Source organism: Serratia marcescens subsp. marcescens ATCC 13880, from assembly GCF_017299535.1.
Taxonomy (GTDB): Bacteria; Pseudomonadota; Gammaproteobacteria; order Enterobacterales; family Enterobacteriaceae; genus Serratia; species Serratia marcescens.
In genome coordinates this window covers 1,977,485-1,992,715 of sequence record NZ_CP071238.1, presented here as the reverse complement: position 1 = coordinate 1,992,715, position 15,231 = coordinate 1,977,485, and the positions used below count along the sequence as shown (strand labels likewise).

Below are 15,231 nucleotides of genomic sequence, written 5' to 3'. Positions count from 1 at the left end.
TTAATACTCCATAACCGTCATTGTGCTGCCGCCATCTTGTCCCAGCGGCTCGTTGATAATGGCCAGCATCGTCGCCCAGGCAAGGTCGCCATGGCTGACGCCGCGGCTGCGGTCGGTGTCATAGGTGATCACCCCGCCAGGCGTTACCACTTTGCGCACCGCGCTGAATGCCGTGATCAGGTCACGCTCCCCGCGGTCGAACTCCCAGCGACCGCCGCGAACCAGTTGCTGCATCTTCAATACCAGCATGCGCTTGCTGGCCGGGTTGAACTGGTAGCAGACCGCCGCCGGAAACTTCTTCTTCACCAACTGCCAGACCGCCTCGCCAATCCCCTGCCCGTCAATGCCGATATGCTGCACGTTATAGCGATCCAGCATGCCAATGATCAGATTGGCCTGCGCCTCGAACTCCATGCCGCGGATGCGCTGCGTCTCGATGGTGCGGAACTTACCACCGGCGACCAGCGGCACGGCGTTGACGGAGATCGCCCCGCTGTCACCTTTCCCGCTGGCGCCGTTCGGGTCGTAACCAATCCAGACCGGCCGATCGGCCAGCGGCCGCATGGCGTAGGGTTTCCAATCGAGCCAGTCGTCATAACCATCAGCGCCGCAGGTCAGCAGCATGTTGTAGTCAAAGGCCGATTCACCGTTGCGGATAAACTGGCAGCCGTAGAGGTTGTCGTATTCCTCCGGGCTGTTCTCGTCGCGGATTTCATCGATATCGGTCAAATCCCAGCCGTGATCGATGGCGTCCTGCAACGTGACGATCTGGCGCCAGATCTTGTCCGGGCACATCAGCCCGCTGTTCAGCGTCTTCCAGGACGTGTCGAACTCCACGCGGCTACTGCTGGCGCGCCCCTTGTTGAACGCCTCCCCTGTCCAGAACGGATACGCTTCATGGCTTTCCGCCGACGGCGTGGAGAAGTAGGTACGCGTCAGCCCTTTCAGCGTCGCCATCGCACCGGCCACCTTCTTCAGGTTGGCGAACTGGCCCACCCAGAAAAACTCGTCAAAGAACAGGTTGCCGGTGTAGGACTGCGCCGTCGCTGCAGACGTGCCGAGGAAATGCAGCTCGGCGCCGTTGAACAGCTGGATCATATCGCCGCCCTTCAGCTCGACGTCGACCTCCGCCGCGGCCGAACGAATGAAGCTGCGGAACTGGTACGCCTGCCGGCGGCTGGCCGACAGAAAGATCTGGTTGAGCTGGTGCTTGTACTTCACATCGTCAGATAACGCGCGGATCAGCGCCTCGCGTGCAAAATACCAAGTCGCCCCCACCTGGCGACTCTTCAGGATCATCCGGTTGCGGTGGTGGTGATTGTCATACCAGCCTTGCTGATGCCAGTGCAGCGACCCCAGGATGTTCTGCCGCAGCTGCGCGATCTGCGACTCAGAGAAGAAGTTTTGCTTCTTGCGCACCTTCTTTTTCGGCTGGGTGGCCGGCGTGCCGTTGTCCAGCTTCTTCAGCTGGCGCGTCAGCAGGTCGATTTCCTTGAAGTCGCCGCCGCTCTTCTTGTCCTTGCCGGTCAGCTGCACCAGGCGCGCATCAATCGAGGTGGTGACGCGCTGGATCGGTGGCGTTTCATCCCATTCGTCGCGCTTCTTCCAGGCGTAAACCGTGTTCTGGTTGATACCCATCAGGCGCGCGATTTCCGCCGGCGGATACCCCTGCCAGTAAAGCTGTCGTGCGCGGTGCCGAGTGAATGTTTCCTGAACCGTCATTGTCTCCCCCATGTCCTGCCGGGGAGGTTAACCCGCGCGCGCGGGGGCTTTCTCGCGGTGCCGGCTGTCGCCGCTCTCCGACAACAACAACGCATTGAGACAGGGCCGGACGCCCTGCCATCATCACCGGGAACTCAACAGAATCGTGAGCAAGCAGACATGGCAAGCACAACGAGCACCCGTAAGAAATTCCGCGTCATGACCTCCGGCGTCACTATCGACGGCCGTCAGGTCACCCGCGATCAGATCCATGCGATGGCGGCGTCGTATAACCCGGCGGTGTATGGCGCCCGCGTCAATATCGAGCACTACCTTTCCCCGTTCCCGGACAGCACCTTCTGCGCCATGGGCGACGTGATGGCCTTGTCCGCCGAGGACATTTCCGACGGCCCGCTGACTGGCGAAGCGGCGTTGTACGCAGAGATAGAGCCTACGGCACGCATGAGGGCCATGACCGACGACGGGAAGAAGATTTATTCCAGCGTCGAGATCCATCCAAAGTTTTCACTGACCAACGGCCCGTACCTGGTCGGCCTGGCGATGACCGATACCCCGGCCAGTCTGGGCACTGACAAGCTGAAATTTGCCGCCGAGAAGCGCGGGGAGATCATGCGGTTCAACACCGCAGATGCCGAGCCGACGATGTTCACCGCCGCTTTCGAAGCTGAGTTGATGCAGGCAGACCAGTCGCGCTCAACCACCGGCAACGAGTGGTTCTCCCGCGTTATGGGCATCCTCGGCAAGGGCAAGAAAACCGACGATGAACGCTTCAGCCAGGTGCATCAGGCGGTAGAGGCCGTGGCGACGGCGCAGGCCGATTTGACCGACCAATTCAGCGCCACCGCGCAGGAAAGCGCCAGCAACAAGCAGGCCATCGCGAAGTTGACCGCTGACCTGGCTGCGATGAAGCAGCAGGTTGAAACCACGGACGGCAATTTCAGCCGTCGCCCGCCGGCCGGCGGCGGTGGCAACGTGCAGCAGGCTGACTACTAAGCCAGCGATCGATATTGACTACGAGAGAAAAAGAGCATGGATAACAATACCCGCAAACTGTTTGATCAGTACGTTGCACGCCAAGCCGAAATGAATGGCGTGTCACCAGCAGCGGTCGCGGCAAAATTCGCTGTCGAACCGTCGCGGCAGCAGAAGATGGAGCTTGCCGCGCAACAAAGTGACTCCTTCCTGAGCAAAATTAACGTTTTCGGCGTGAACCAACAGATCGGCCAGAAAGTGCTGATCGGCAGCAAAGGCCCGCTTGCCGGCGTGAACAACAGCACCACCACTCGCCGCAACCCGGCCGATAACAGCAAAATGGAGCCGCTCAACTACACCTGCCGCAAAGTCAACTACGACTACGGTCTGGGTTATGAGCAGTTGGACACCTGGGCGCATATGCCAGAGTTCCAACCGATGATCAGTGCAGCCATGGGCCGCCAAATGTCGCTTGACCGCATCATGATCGGTTTCAACGGCAACAGCTACGCCGATCCATCCAACCGCGCCGCCAACCCGCTGCTGCAAGACTGTGGCATCGGCTGGCTGGAAAAAATCCGAACAGAAGCCCCACACCGCATGATCTCCGGCGTAACCGTGACAGCGCGCGATGATGACAACAAGATCATCGCCAGAGGCACCTACGGCAACCTGACTTCAGCAGTTTATGACGCCAAAAACAGCCTGATGGACGAATGGCACAAACGTAACCCGGATAACGTGGTGATCCTGGCCGGTGACCTGCTGACCAGCAGTAATTTCCCGGCAATCAACGCCATGAGCCAGACCAACCCGAATACCGAAATGTTGGCCGGTCAGCTGATTGTGGCGCAGGAGCGCGTCGGGAACATGCCGACCTTCATCGCGCCGTACTTCCCGGTGAACGGCATTCTGATCACGCCGTTTAAGAACCTGTCGGTGTACTACCAGCGCGGGAGCCTGCGCCGCACCATCAAGGAAGAGCCGGAGTACAACCGCGTCGCGACCTACCAGTCGTCGAACGATGACTTCGTGATCGAGGACTACGGCAACGTCGCCTTTATCGACGGCATCACCTTCGCACAGCCTGAGAACGGCGGTTAATTACCCGGGCGGGCACCTGCCCGCCCCCCTTTGGGGACAGGACAATGCTGACACCGGCACAACGACATTTTCAGCGCGTGATGGCGGAACGCCACGGTAAGACCGAGGAGTTCACAGAAGCCGCCCGCACCGCGCATGAACAAATCCTTCACCGCCTGCGCATGGATCAGAGTGCACTCAAACGCGTGCAGTCCGACCAGGCGAAAGCGGAGATGAAAAAGCAGTTGCTTCCGCACTATGAAGGCTGGATCGAAGGCACGCTCGACGGCAATAGCGGCCGGCAGGACGAGGTCATCGTCACCCTGATGATCTGGGCGATTGACGCCGGCGATTATCCGCTCGCGGTGCGTATCGGCCGCTATGTCATCGAGCACAACCTCGCGATGCCTGACCGGTTCCACCGCACGGCGGCGACGGCCCTCGTGGAAGAGCTTTGCGATCCCATTCTGGTGCAGGTCAAGGCCGACGAGAGCACCGATTTGACCGCACACCTGCAGGTGCTGGACGAGCTCGCGCAAATCGTCGATGGCAAGGATATGCCTGACGTCGTGCTCGCCAAGCTGTTCAAGGTGCGCGGCTTTGCCTTGCGCGGTGGCGATGATGCCACCCAGGCGAAGGCGCTGGAACTGCTGCGCCAGGCGCTGAAACTGGACGCCAACGCCGGCGTGAAAAAAGCGATCGAGAGCCTGGCACGCCAGGTCAAGAAGGCCAGCCAGACTACCGACGGCGCAGGCGATAACGATGCCGACACCTCCGGCACCGCAGCAACGACCGACGCTGCAGCAGCATCAAAAACGACTGTACCGGCCACCCAGCACCGGCAGCGCAGCAGCACCGCGCGTAAGCCATCGGCCGCTAAAAAGACCGCCGGCAAGGCCGCCGGTAAGAAAGCCAAGCAGGACGCCACCGAATAAAACGACTTGCGCCCCGTGCGCTGGCGGCGCGGGCGGAGATCTGCAGCGCTTCGCGTGTGCTTTTCCCCGCCCGCTCACCGCCACCTTTTGAGGAGATTGGGCCATGAGCCTTGTTGCCGGGCGTACCGTCACCCCCGCCGCTGACGATGTGCCAGATACCGACGATGGCGGCGAGACCATCACAGCCGGCCCCTTCTGGCCCGCGATAGCGCTCAAGGACGTGCGCCTTGAGATGCGCATCACCGGCGCGGTGACCACCACCCGCTTAAAGCAGGCCGCGATTGAAGCGACAGGCCATGTGATCGACCAGTTGGCGGGCTGGCAAGAAAACCAGTTGAAAGCCGGCTTCGCGTCGCTGGAGACCGTACCAGCCCGTCAAATCAATGACGTGAGCGTGAAGATCCACCGCTACCGCCGCGCGGTATTCAGCATCACCCGCGCGCTGCTGATCGAAAACTATCGCGACGTCGACACCACCGGCGACGCCGGCGAGAAACGCGCCGCCGGGTTGACGCTGCAGGCGGCAGATCTGTGGCGGGATGCCCGCTGGGCTATCGCCGATATTCGCGACGAAGTGCGCAATTTTGCGGAGGCATTTTAGTGAAGGTGCAAGCAATGCAGGGCGACACGCTGGATCTGCTGTGCCAACGACACTACGGCACCACGCAAGGCGTGACAGAAATCGTGTTGGCCGCCAATCCAGGGATCGCCGAACAGATTTTTTTGACCGCCGGCCAGGTGGTCGAGCTGCCGGAGATCGAACGTTCAACCCAACAGGAGACGGTGCAGCTATGGACGTAATCGACCGCCTCTGGAGCTGGGTGATCTACTCCTATTCCACCGTGCTGATGGGCATCGGCATGATGACGCAGCGCGAATGGCTGGCGACCGGCGGACTGGTGATCGGCCTGATCGCCGCGGCGCTGGGCGAAATCCACCGCCGCCGGGTGGCGCGCAGCCAGGCGACCACCAACGCCCTGCTGGCGCAGCTGGTTGACGCAGTGCGCAGCGATGCCGAGAACAGGCAGGATGTGAAGGCGCTTATCAGCGAGCTGAAAGGGGGCCAACGGTGAGACGAAAAAGCGTTATCGCCTGCAGCGTGGCTGCCATTGTGGCGCTGGCCGGTGCCCTGTGGCCCGAGAAGGTGCGCACCAGCCAGGCGGCACAGTTAAAAATGGCGAAGTATGAGGACTGCCGCAAGACGCCCTACTACTGCCCCGCCGGGGTGCTGACCATCGGCATGGGCTCAACGACCCGCGTCGAGGATCGGCAGTACTCTGAAACGGAGATCGCCGAGCGCTGGGTAAACGACCTGGTACGCGCGGAGAAGTGTATCAACAGCAACTTTAACGGCGCCGCCGCCCCACAATTCGTGTTTGAAGCGCTGACCGACGTCAGTTTTAACGTGGGTTGCACCGGGATCAGTTGGTTCACCGATCGCCAGGGCAAAAAGCAGCGCACCACTCTGTGGAAATATGCGCAGGCGGGCAACTGGCCCGGCGCATGCCAGCGCCTGACCGACTTTGTGAACTCCGGCGGCAAACGCCTGCAAGGGCTGGTTAACCGTCGGGAAGAGTTCAAAGCCTGGTGCCTGTCTGACCCGGCTCTGAAGGTCGAGAAATGAAAGCGGCCGCGGTATTGATCCTGCTGTTTCTGGCGGCGCTGGCCGGGATGGGATGGCAGAAGCATCAGCGGGAACTGGCCGAACAGCGCCGCGATATTGCCGAGCGCGCCGTCGAGCAAACCGGGGATGTGCTGGCCGAAGTGCGCGCCCTGCGTGCCGACATCGGCGAGATTGAGGCCGGAATGAAGAAGCTGAGCGAGAGGCGCGGCACCAACGGAGAACAACGACGTGAAACCATCAAGACTGCGCTGGACGGCGAAACGTGCGCCGTTACTCCTGTGCCTGCTGCTGTCGCTGACAGCCTGCAAAAACGCGCCGCGGAAGTCCGCGCCGCAGATTATTCAGGAGCCTTTGCCGGCCAGCCTGACGGCAAACACTGATGTACCTGCAGCACCGTCACCGATGACTTACGGCAGCCTGGCGCCCTGGGCGGATCGGCTGCTGGATGCGCTGGACACCTGCAACGCCGATAAGGCGGCCATACGAGAACTCGAACTACGGCGTATCGCCAGGGGGATGAAGTGAAAAAAGCCGAACTGCTGCGCGACGCGCTGACTGCGGCCAGTGCCTGGTGCAAGGCCAATCCTGAGCTGTTCACCGTTTTTGTTGAAAAGGGGCATATCGAAATCCAGGCGACCGGCGAGCCTTCGTTTATGTACGTTTATCCGCTCCAGGTATTCGTGATGAACTACCCGGGTGATCTAGATGACCTGATGCTGCCACTGTTGGGATGGATATGGGAATACCAGCCAGACCTGCTATTGAACCCGGATAAAAACAAAAGCATTGAGTTCGAAGCTGATATTGCAAACGACGACACTGCCGATCTGTTGCTGAAGGTGCCAATTTGGGAGCGTGTCATGGTAACACGCCAAAATGGAAAGCTTCTTACACAGCACCTGGCGGAAGACAAGCCCCGCATCAACGGCGGCGACTGGCAAATCGTATTCGATCCTGAGAGCGGCGGGGAGCTGGTGCCATGACCGATGCCGCGCTGTTTCATGAACTGGATCAGGTGTTCGCCAATATTCTCGGCGGCATGTCCCCCGCCGGGCGTATACGCACCGCGCGCGAGGTCGGCCGCATGCTGCGCCAGAGCCAGTCGAGGCGCATTGCACGCCAGGAAAACCCGGACGGCTCAAAATTCGAGAAGCGCCGCCGCAAGGTGCTGCGCTCTCAGGCCGGGATTGGCTTTATCTGGAACGGCGAAACCCGCCGCCTGAAAAACTGGCGGGCAACCAAGAGCAGCCGCGGCCGCATGCTGACCGGTTTCGATGAAGGCCGTGGCGCCGTCCGCTCATTCTATCGCGAGGATATCGAGCGTTACCTCGATATCAACTTCAGCCAGACGCGCAAGGACACCACCAAGGCCGATCCGATGTTTCGCCGATTGCGCACCGCGCGCTTCCTGAAGGCGCGCGCCGATGCCGGCGGCGCCACCGTCGGTTTTACCGGCGTTGCGGGCCGCATTGCGCGCACGCACCAGTACGGCCTGCGCGACAGGGTGAACAAGTCCGGCGCGATGGCATCCTACCCACGCCGCGAGGTGCTGGGGATCACCAAAGCCGACCGCATGGCGATCGCCCGCTCGGTCATTGACTCGCTGGGGGTGAAATAGTGGACGCGGCCGAACTTATTCGCCTGCTGGAAAACCTGATCCGCGTTGGCGTGGTCACGGCGATCGACGAAGACAACAAGCGCGTGCGCGTCGCCACCGGCGGGTTAGATACCACCTGGCTGCGCTGGAATGCGCAGCGCGCCGGCGCATTCAGCATCTGGATGCCGCCGTCGCTCGGCGAGCAGGTCTGGCTGCTGTGCATCGGCGGCAATCCGGAGACGGCCATTATCGGTGGCAGCCTGTACAGCAACGATCACCCCGCCCCCGGCGGCTCGCGTAACGAGATGGTGATCACCGCCCCGGACGGCGCCAGATTCCGTTATGACGCCGATGCCGGCGCGCTGGAAGTCAGCGGCGTCAAGACCGCCAAATTAACGGCCGAGGTCAAAGTGATCCTGGATTCGCCCGTCGTCGAATGCACCAACCTGCTGAAGACCCGGCAATTCGACGTCAGCGAAGGCGGCGAGATGCACGGTGATTTCAATCACACCGGCGGCACCTTCGTGTCGAACGGCGTGAAGGTTGATGACCACAACCACGGCGGCGTGCAGCGCGGCGGCGACTGGACGGAGGGCACCCGATGAGCGAGAAGTACCGCGGCATGAATAACAGCGGCACCGGCACGCTGACCGATGCGGATCACGTCTGGCAGTCAGCCAATGACATCCTGCTGACGCCCATCGGTTCGCGCGTCATGCGCCGTAACTACGGTTCGCTGGTGCCAGACCTGCTCGACAGCCCGCAAAACGACGTCACCCGCCTGCAGATCATGAGCGCGACAGTGATCGCGCTGGCGGCATGGGAGCCGCGCCTTGCGCTGGACACCATCAACATCAGTTATTCGCCCACCGGCGCTGTCACGGCCGAGATGGCCGGCATACTGACGGAAAGCATGGAGAAAAGCGCCGGGACGATTGAGTTAAGGAGCCACAACGATGCCAACGATTGACCTGTCGCAACTGCCATCGCCGCAGATCATCGAGCCGCTCGACTTCGAGACGATCCTCGTTGACGTCAAGGCGGTGATGATCGCCGCCTTTCCTGATGACCAGCAGGCGTCGGTTGCCGCCGCCCTGTCGCTGGAGTCCGAGCCGCTCAACGTTATCGCCCAGGCGATGGCCTACCGCGAATTGCTGTTGCGCCGGCGAATCAACGAGGGGGCTGCCGCCTGTATGCTGAGCCACGCCGAAGGCACCGACCTGGACAACCTGGCCGCCAACCTCGACACCGAGCGCCTGACGATCACCCAGGAAACGGACACGTCCGACGCGGTGATGGAAAGTGACGAAGCCCTGCGCCTGCGCGCGCAATCCGCATTCGAGGGCATGAGCGTGGCCGGCCCGTCGGCGGCGTATGAATATTTTGCCCGCAGCGCGAGCGGCAAGGTCGCTGACGCCAGGGCAACCAGCCCGGCACCGGCGGAGGTGGTGATCGCCGTCCTGTCGACCGACGGCGACGGCACCGCCTCGCCAGAGCTGCTGGCCGCCGTGACGGCCGCTGTCAACGATGAGGAAGTCCGGCCGCTGGGCGACCGCGTAACAGTTCGTAGCGCGGATATTGTCGACTATTCGATTGATGCGGAGCTTTTCCTGTATCCGGGGCCGGAGTCGGAACCCATCATCAACGCCGCCATGGCGTCGCTGCGTGGCTTTTTGGCCGATAACGACAAGAAGATCGGGCGTGACGTTGCCAGGTCGGCGATCTCTGCCTCGCTGCATGTGCAGGGGGTACAGCGTGTGGTACTGCGTTCGCCGTCGACTGACCTGCAGATCTCCGACACGCAGGCTGCGCGCAACATCGGCTACACGGTAGAGAACGGCGGGACGGATGAATAACACCCTACTCCCCCCGTCCGCCGGCGCCTGGATGCGCCACACCGAAACCGTCACTGCGCGGCTGTCGGCAATCACTGTCGCGCTGCGCACGCTCTGGACGCCGACCGCCTGCCCGGTAGAGTTGTTGCCGTATCTCGCCTGGGCGCTGTCGGTTGACCGCTGGGATAAGAACTGGCCGGCAGAGAAGAAGATAGCGGCGATCCAGCAATCCTACTGGATTCACCGTCGTAAGGGCACCCGCGCCGCGGTGCGGCGGGTGATTGAGAGCATGGGATTTTCGGCCACCTTTGCCGAATGGTTCGACGCCGGCGATCGGCCAGGAACCTTTCGGCTTGAAATTGACGTTCGGGATGTAGGATTAACAGAAAAAACGCTGGCTGAACTAAATCGTCTAATTTCTGATGCCAAACCGGTTAGCCGACATCTTGCACAGCTGAATATCGCAGTAAAAGTCAGCGGTTTTATTTATGCCGCTACTGCTGTGCATGATGGAAACATCATAACTGTTTATCCAGATAGGTATCTCCCTGAATCAGACGTTACTTACAACGGCAGTATTAAATACATCGGTAATCACACCTACAGTGGGAAAAACTATGGGTAATTTAAATAATCGTTCATTGTGGACGGAAAATATCTATCAAATCGAAGATAGCGATTTGGTCAAGGGAGGAGAAAGCGGCGTAGGAAATATCCAGGCATCGCAATTAGCCGCCAGAACTACCTACCTAAAAAATCTGTTTGAAACACTGATGTCTATGGTATCCCTCGGCGAAAGTCCATACTCCAGTGTTGAGAAGGCACAGGCCGCAATCGATAGTGGGAAGATCCCCCTTGATGCAGTTTTCAGTGTTCTGTCAGCAGACAATGAAAAAGCCGTAGAGCTATATAAAAATGAGAACGGTATAGCTACGCCGACCGGTGACAGTTACGCCAGCCTGGCTTTTGTTGAAGTGCTGTCTTCAGCTCTTGATTTTCTCAATGCCCGTATTCCGCGTCAATTGGGCGCAAATTTGGCCGGCTACCAGTTCATGATAACTGACAGTACAGGTATTAAGGGCTTATTTGGTATTGATGATGACGGGGGCCTCGTCGCAACCGGGTTAGATGAACCAATGCAGGATTATCTGCGCAATATGGTCTCAACGTCATTTTCTAACCGAATTGCGGGCTATCAGGTTGTTATTTTTGCACAGGATATGAAAAACGCCCTGTTCGCCATTGATGACGATGGCGGCGCATGGCTACCGGGCATGGATGAGCCAGTACAAAATTACCTCACACCCATCCAGCCGGCCGGTTTCAGTAGCCGCATTGAGGGATACCAGTTCGTGCTGTTCGCAAAGGCCCTCAGTGATGCGATTCTTGCGATTGATAATGATGGCGGGCTGTGGTTGCCGGGAATGAATGAACCTGTGCAAGACGCTCTCAGCGCGAGCGGGCCGGGGCTGGTGCGTCCGCATAATGGTATTCCCGCCCTCTTTGCAGACAAAACAGCTGAAACGCCAGTATGGGATCGCGCCCCCGTGGTAAGCGCAACGCCCATCACCCGCGACGGTGTCAGCTTCATCTTTCAGGAAAATGCGGTTCTGCGCGCCGGATTGTTCCCCCTGAGATATCCCGTTAATCAGGGTTACCCTATCCGGGAATTGCCGTTAAAACCGGCAGAAATACACGCATTGTACGGCCGGGGGCAATCGCTGCGCGTGGGACAGGATGCCAGATTGTCCGATTTCGATCCCGAGTATGCGGGGCACCTGCTCATGTTTTCCGGTGCGGGGCAAGATCGGGGCTGTCAATGGCCGCCAGATGGTCCGGTAACAGACACGACCCTGGGCGGATTTACCGACGCGCAGCCCCTGCCGTATAGACAAAACTGCCAGGTGCCTGGCGCTCTGCATGTGCTGCGCCGCCATAAAAAACGCGGCATCGCTGTAGACGACATGCCAATCCTTCTGACGCGTATGGATGCAAAATCAGGAACCGGCTACGAGGGATTGAAGAAAGGCACGTTGCCGTATCTTGATGGGCTGACGTCCTGCCAGGCTTTCACAAATCGCGCCATCGCCGTGGGGAAAATCCCTATTGTCAAATGCGTTGGCTATACATTTGGTGAACACGACTCCGCACTCGTTTCCGAATTTGGGCAATTCAGGGCCATGCAGGATGAGTGGATTAATGACACTCAGGCCGACCTGATGAAAATTACCGGCCAGGCCTCGCGCATTCTGATTGACCTCGATCAGATAGGTTCGGTGATGGTGGTGCCACGGCCGGGCCAGTCAACGCTGCGGGGCGACATTATCGCTATCGATCAGTGGGAATTATCGTTAGCGCGCTTGGATGTATTCATGAGCACCCCCAAATATCATTTGAACCGCCAGTTTGCCAGCGATTTCCAGCACCTGAACGGATTGGGATATTGCATCCTGGGTGAGTATCAGGGACAGGCAGAGGACTTTACATTGTATGACCGCCTCACCAACCCACAGGGGCGCAAGTGGCGACCGGTAGAGCCGGAATCAATTGTTGCCATCAATGAAAACACCTTTGATGTCACACTCAATAGCCCGCTCGGCGGTGCGCTGCGCATCAATACGGATATCGGCACTGCACCCAATCTGGGTATCGATCTCAGCCTCAAATCAACAGAGGTAAACAGTGTCCAGCAAAATTCGGATCGGGTATTTCGTATTGTCACCAACGGGCCACCGGCCGCAGGTGATTATTTCAGGTTCGGGTTTAATGCAATCGACAACAAAGATTTCAATGGCATCAATTGGACGCATCCATTGGTCAACATCAGCGATGAATCCAATATCCTGAGCGATTACAAAAAGGGATTCAAATTAACAAACTGGTGCGTACTGTCACGCATTGCAGTTCCAGCAGAAAGAGGGTAAAAAAAATGGCATCACTGGCGATGGATACGGGTAAGCTGTACGACGGTTTACGCAGTTCTATTAATTTGGCTGGCGCCCTGTTGAAGCCGGCCGAAATATTCGACAAGCATAAAAAACGCGTAATTGACGATGGCGGAATTATCCTCAATGAGGCGTCACTCATGGATGAAATCAACTTTTTGGTTGAAAATGATGCCTGGACAAATATGGCGTCGTTTGCAGCACCTGAGTGGGGGATAAAAAAGAACGCCGACGGGAACGTGATTAAAATGTACGGGCTGGGAGATACCCCCGATTATGAGGCGGTAGTCGCAGGCACAACGGTGAACCCAATCACGCTCGACACTGCACGCGAAATCCCCGTTCTGAACATTAAGTTGCAAAACGGCGGGACATATTTACGCACCGCCCGAATGTTGCCGATCCAGAAAACGCGAAATGCACAGTACCTGATGGCCGTGCGTGCATTAGATCTCGATCTGAATGACAACACAGGCATCGCCGTGTCGTTCATCAATTCAAGTTTTCCTGCCATCTATTTTTGGTCGGTAAGTCGTCAAGCCCAGAAATACTCATGGTTTTATGCCTGTGATAAGTTTAATCCGCCGACCGGCGCCGGCGGCGCGAATGTTTCACGTGCGCCATTCGACGGCACCATCACCCGCACCGCTGCGCTGGTTGATGTTGTGGGTGAGCGTATGCGTGGGTACGAAAACGGCACGTTGTATCAAGAGGATCTTAAAACGCCGCCGCCGAATATTTCGGGCGTAATGGGTTATTTGCAAGTCGCCGGCCGATATCCCAGCGATCTCACATCATCAGACGGCGCGTACGGGTGTATTGGCCGCATTCGAGTACTCTCGCAGGCCACTGAAGACCTGGCAAAACTGATTTCACAGCGAGCGTAATTTATGGGCAAGTTCTTCAGCATCATAACCAACCGCGGCGCGGAGAAAATCGCCGCGGCCGCAGCCATCGGAGAAAAGCTCTCGATAACCGTGATGGCGGTCGGGGACGGATTGGGAACACTACCGCAACCGCACCCGGAGCAAACGCAGTTGCTGAACGAGCGCTATCGCGCTGACATCAACTCACTCAACATCAGCAATGCCGATCAGCGTGTTATTGCTGTTGATATGGTGATACCCGCGAATATTGGCGGATGGTGGATGCGCGAGATCGGCGTATATGACAATGATGGTGATCTTATCGCCGTTGCGAATATGCCGGAGACGTATAAACCGCTGCTTGATGAGGGATCGGGCCGGTTACAGATTATACGCATGGAGTTGATGGTTAGCAGTACGGCAGATGTTGAGCTAATCGTTGACCCCGACGTCATAATAGCACCAGTGACTTATGTCGATAATAAGTTCAATGAGGCAAAAGGCCGTGCAGACGACGCCTACGCGCTGGCGGAAAATAAAGCCGCGTTCGATGACATTTACCCGCCGGGGATCAGTATCTTCTTTGCGACTAACCTGAACCCTAACGAAAAGTGGCCCGGCACCACATGGCACTATACCGGCGAGAATAAAACGATCCGCATTGGCAAGGCCGATGGTTCAGACGTCGGCGCTGAGGGCGGCAGCGATACGGTGAACATTACGCGCGCCAACTTGCCGCAATCGGTGCTGAATGTGTCGGGAAGCACAAACGAACAAGGGGCGCAAACGCTGCAAACAACGCCAGCGGGTAGGCACAGGCACCAAGGGGGAATGTCCGCGCCTGGTGAGACGTGGGACGACGATTATATTGTCGGATCCGACAATGACAGCCGAAGAACGCGCAACTACACCAGCGAGGCTGAAGACCATACCCACGAGGCCACCGTACCGCCACACTCTCACACCGTTTGGGCGCAAACCGAGGCACTCGGCCAGGGACAAGCTATCAACGTCGTTGAAAGCCACATCAAGCTGATGTGCTGGTATCGAGCCGCATAAAAAAGCCCCTTTCGGGGCTTTTTCTTCTCCTGCAGTACAGCCGGCGCCGTCTATATCTGCCGGTATCGAGTACAGTCAGATCGCGCTATACCTCACCCAAACAGACCGTTTACCGATTTTGTCACCGAGTTAACCGCCCGGCTGGCGCTGGTGCGCAGCTCACCGAGCACGTCACTCGCCGACGTCGTTTGCAGCTTCTCGCGAAAATCGCTGTCGACACGGCTTAGGCTGATGGAGAACTCGATTTTTTTCGGGTTGCCGTAGCGGTCAAACTCCGACTTACCCCGCTCTAACCGCGTCATCACGTACATGCCGTAAATTCGCCCGTCTCCCTCAATCAGCGGCCAGGGCCGGCCGGTAAAGCCGATGGTCTCAAGGCTCGACAGCGACAGATTGCCGCCGGTGATCTCCGGGTAGAGCACGCCATCAAGAGTAATGCTGTCATCCCCTGCCCCGATATACTGCCAGCCGGCAGACTGGTTAATGCGATCGTTTTTGACGTGGCGCCAGTCCTGCGAATGGCGCAGCTGCTGGTAAGGCGCCGTGCGAAGCGTAAAAACGAACATCCCGAATACCATCATCATAATTTTGAC

General features: G+C 58.6%; 20 protein-coding genes. 18 read left to right on the top strand and 2 right to left on the bottom strand.

Going from position 1 to position 15,231, the window contains the following annotated elements; genetic code table 11:
* Positions 1-1,722, bottom strand: a complete 1,722-nt coding sequence (locus J0F90_RS09465) for a terminase large subunit domain-containing protein (RefSeq protein ID WP_033640706.1) — start codon at positions 1,720-1,722, stop codon at positions 1-3.
* Between the two features lie 159 nt (positions 1,723-1,881).
* On the opposite strand from J0F90_RS09465, the gene J0F90_RS09460 reads away from it, so the two are divergent.
* The 18 genes from J0F90_RS09460 to J0F90_RS09380 all read left to right on the top strand — a co-directional run bounded on the left by J0F90_RS09460 (position 1,882) and on the right by J0F90_RS09380 (position 14,638).
* On the top strand, positions 1,882-2,715 hold the full coding sequence (locus tag J0F90_RS09460) for a GPO family capsid scaffolding protein (protein ID WP_033640707.1): 834 nt from the start codon (positions 1,882-1,884) through the stop codon (positions 2,713-2,715).
* A 36-nt stretch (positions 2,716-2,751) separates the two neighbouring features.
* Positions 2,752-3,798, top strand: coding sequence for a phage major capsid protein, P2 family (locus tag J0F90_RS09455; RefSeq protein WP_033640709.1), 1,047 nt, complete (start codon positions 2,752-2,754; stop codon positions 3,796-3,798).
* Positions 3,799-3,842: 44 nt separating this feature from the next.
* Positions 3,843-4,712 carry a phage terminase small subunit gene (gene gpM, locus J0F90_RS09450; RefSeq protein ID WP_033640711.1) on the top strand — a complete coding sequence of 290 codons (870 nt, stop codon included), beginning with the start codon at positions 3,843-3,845 and terminating at the stop codon, positions 4,710-4,712.
* 103 nt (positions 4,713-4,815) lie between these two features.
* Positions 4,816-5,313 (top strand): head completion/stabilization protein, encoded by a 498-nt coding sequence (locus J0F90_RS09445; protein ID WP_033640713.1) that lies wholly within the window; start codon positions 4,816-4,818, stop codon positions 5,311-5,313.
* Positions 5,313-5,513 carry a tail protein X gene (locus J0F90_RS09440; protein ID WP_033640714.1) on the top strand — a complete coding sequence of 67 codons (201 nt, stop codon included), beginning with the start codon at positions 5,313-5,315 and terminating at the stop codon, positions 5,511-5,513. Before J0F90_RS09445 ends, J0F90_RS09440 begins: the two co-directional genes overlap by 1 nt.
* On the top strand, positions 5,504-5,785 hold the full coding sequence (locus J0F90_RS09435) for an SGNH/GDSL hydrolase family protein (protein WP_033640716.1): 282 nt from the start codon (positions 5,504-5,506) through the stop codon (positions 5,783-5,785). The genes J0F90_RS09440 and J0F90_RS09435 overlap by 10 nt, the downstream gene beginning before the upstream one ends.
* Complete coding sequence (locus tag J0F90_RS09430; RefSeq protein WP_033640717.1) at positions 5,782-6,336, top strand: lysozyme; 555 nt, start codon at positions 5,782-5,784, stop codon at positions 6,334-6,336. The genes J0F90_RS09435 and J0F90_RS09430 overlap by 4 nt, the downstream gene beginning before the upstream one ends.
* Positions 6,333-6,716 carry a DUF2570 domain-containing protein gene (locus J0F90_RS24670; RefSeq protein ID WP_050072191.1) on the top strand — a complete coding sequence of 128 codons (384 nt, stop codon included), beginning with the start codon at positions 6,333-6,335 and terminating at the stop codon, positions 6,714-6,716. The genes J0F90_RS09430 and J0F90_RS24670 overlap by 4 nt, the downstream gene beginning before the upstream one ends.
* On the top strand, positions 6,613-6,861 hold the full coding sequence (gene lysC / locus J0F90_RS24885) for an Rz1-like lysis system protein LysC (RefSeq protein ID WP_418895784.1): 249 nt from the start codon (positions 6,613-6,615) through the stop codon (positions 6,859-6,861). Before J0F90_RS24670 ends, lysC begins: the two co-directional genes overlap by 104 nt.
* Positions 6,858-7,319: a phage tail protein gene (locus J0F90_RS09420; protein WP_033640718.1), complete on the top strand. Its 462-nt coding sequence runs from the start codon at positions 6,858-6,860 to the stop codon at positions 7,317-7,319. The genes lysC and J0F90_RS09420 overlap by 4 nt, the downstream gene beginning before the upstream one ends.
* Positions 7,316-7,954: a phage virion morphogenesis protein gene (locus tag J0F90_RS09415; RefSeq protein ID WP_033640719.1), complete on the top strand. Its 639-nt coding sequence runs from the start codon at positions 7,316-7,318 to the stop codon at positions 7,952-7,954. Before J0F90_RS09420 ends, J0F90_RS09415 begins: the two co-directional genes overlap by 4 nt.
* Positions 7,954-8,538, top strand: a complete 585-nt coding sequence (locus J0F90_RS09410) for a phage baseplate assembly protein V (protein ID WP_033640720.1) — start codon at positions 7,954-7,956, stop codon at positions 8,536-8,538. Before J0F90_RS09415 ends, J0F90_RS09410 begins: the two co-directional genes overlap by 1 nt.
* Positions 8,535-8,903: a GPW/gp25 family protein gene (locus J0F90_RS09405; RefSeq protein ID WP_033640721.1), complete on the top strand. Its 369-nt coding sequence runs from the start codon at positions 8,535-8,537 to the stop codon at positions 8,901-8,903. The genes J0F90_RS09410 and J0F90_RS09405 overlap by 4 nt, the downstream gene beginning before the upstream one ends.
* On the top strand, positions 8,890-9,789 hold the full coding sequence (locus J0F90_RS09400) for a baseplate assembly protein (protein ID WP_033640722.1): 900 nt from the start codon (positions 8,890-8,892) through the stop codon (positions 9,787-9,789). The genes J0F90_RS09405 and J0F90_RS09400 overlap by 14 nt, the downstream gene beginning before the upstream one ends.
* A complete protein-coding gene (locus J0F90_RS09395) occupies positions 9,782-10,393 on the top strand; it encodes a phage tail protein I (protein ID WP_033640724.1) in 612 nt (203 codons plus the stop codon). The genes J0F90_RS09400 and J0F90_RS09395 overlap by 8 nt, the downstream gene beginning before the upstream one ends.
* Positions 10,386-12,692, top strand: a complete 2,307-nt coding sequence (locus J0F90_RS09390) for a hypothetical protein (RefSeq protein WP_033640725.1) — start codon at positions 10,386-10,388, stop codon at positions 12,690-12,692. The genes J0F90_RS09395 and J0F90_RS09390 overlap by 8 nt, the downstream gene beginning before the upstream one ends.
* 5 nt (positions 12,693-12,697) lie before the next feature.
* Positions 12,698-13,600 carry a hypothetical protein gene (locus J0F90_RS09385; RefSeq protein ID WP_033640727.1) on the top strand — a complete coding sequence of 301 codons (903 nt, stop codon included), beginning with the start codon at positions 12,698-12,700 and terminating at the stop codon, positions 13,598-13,600.
* Between the two features lie 3 nt (positions 13,601-13,603).
* Positions 13,604-14,638: a phage tail protein gene (locus tag J0F90_RS09380; RefSeq protein ID WP_033640729.1), complete on the top strand. Its 1,035-nt coding sequence runs from the start codon at positions 13,604-13,606 to the stop codon at positions 14,636-14,638.
* Positions 14,639-14,730: 92 nt separating this feature from the next.
* Here the strand turns inward: J0F90_RS09380 and J0F90_RS09375 are convergent, their stop codons facing one another.
* Positions 14,731-15,222 (bottom strand): phage tail protein, encoded by a 492-nt coding sequence (locus J0F90_RS09375; protein WP_033640731.1) that lies wholly within the window; start codon positions 15,220-15,222, stop codon positions 14,731-14,733.
* Positions 15,223-15,231: the final 9 nt, after the last annotated feature.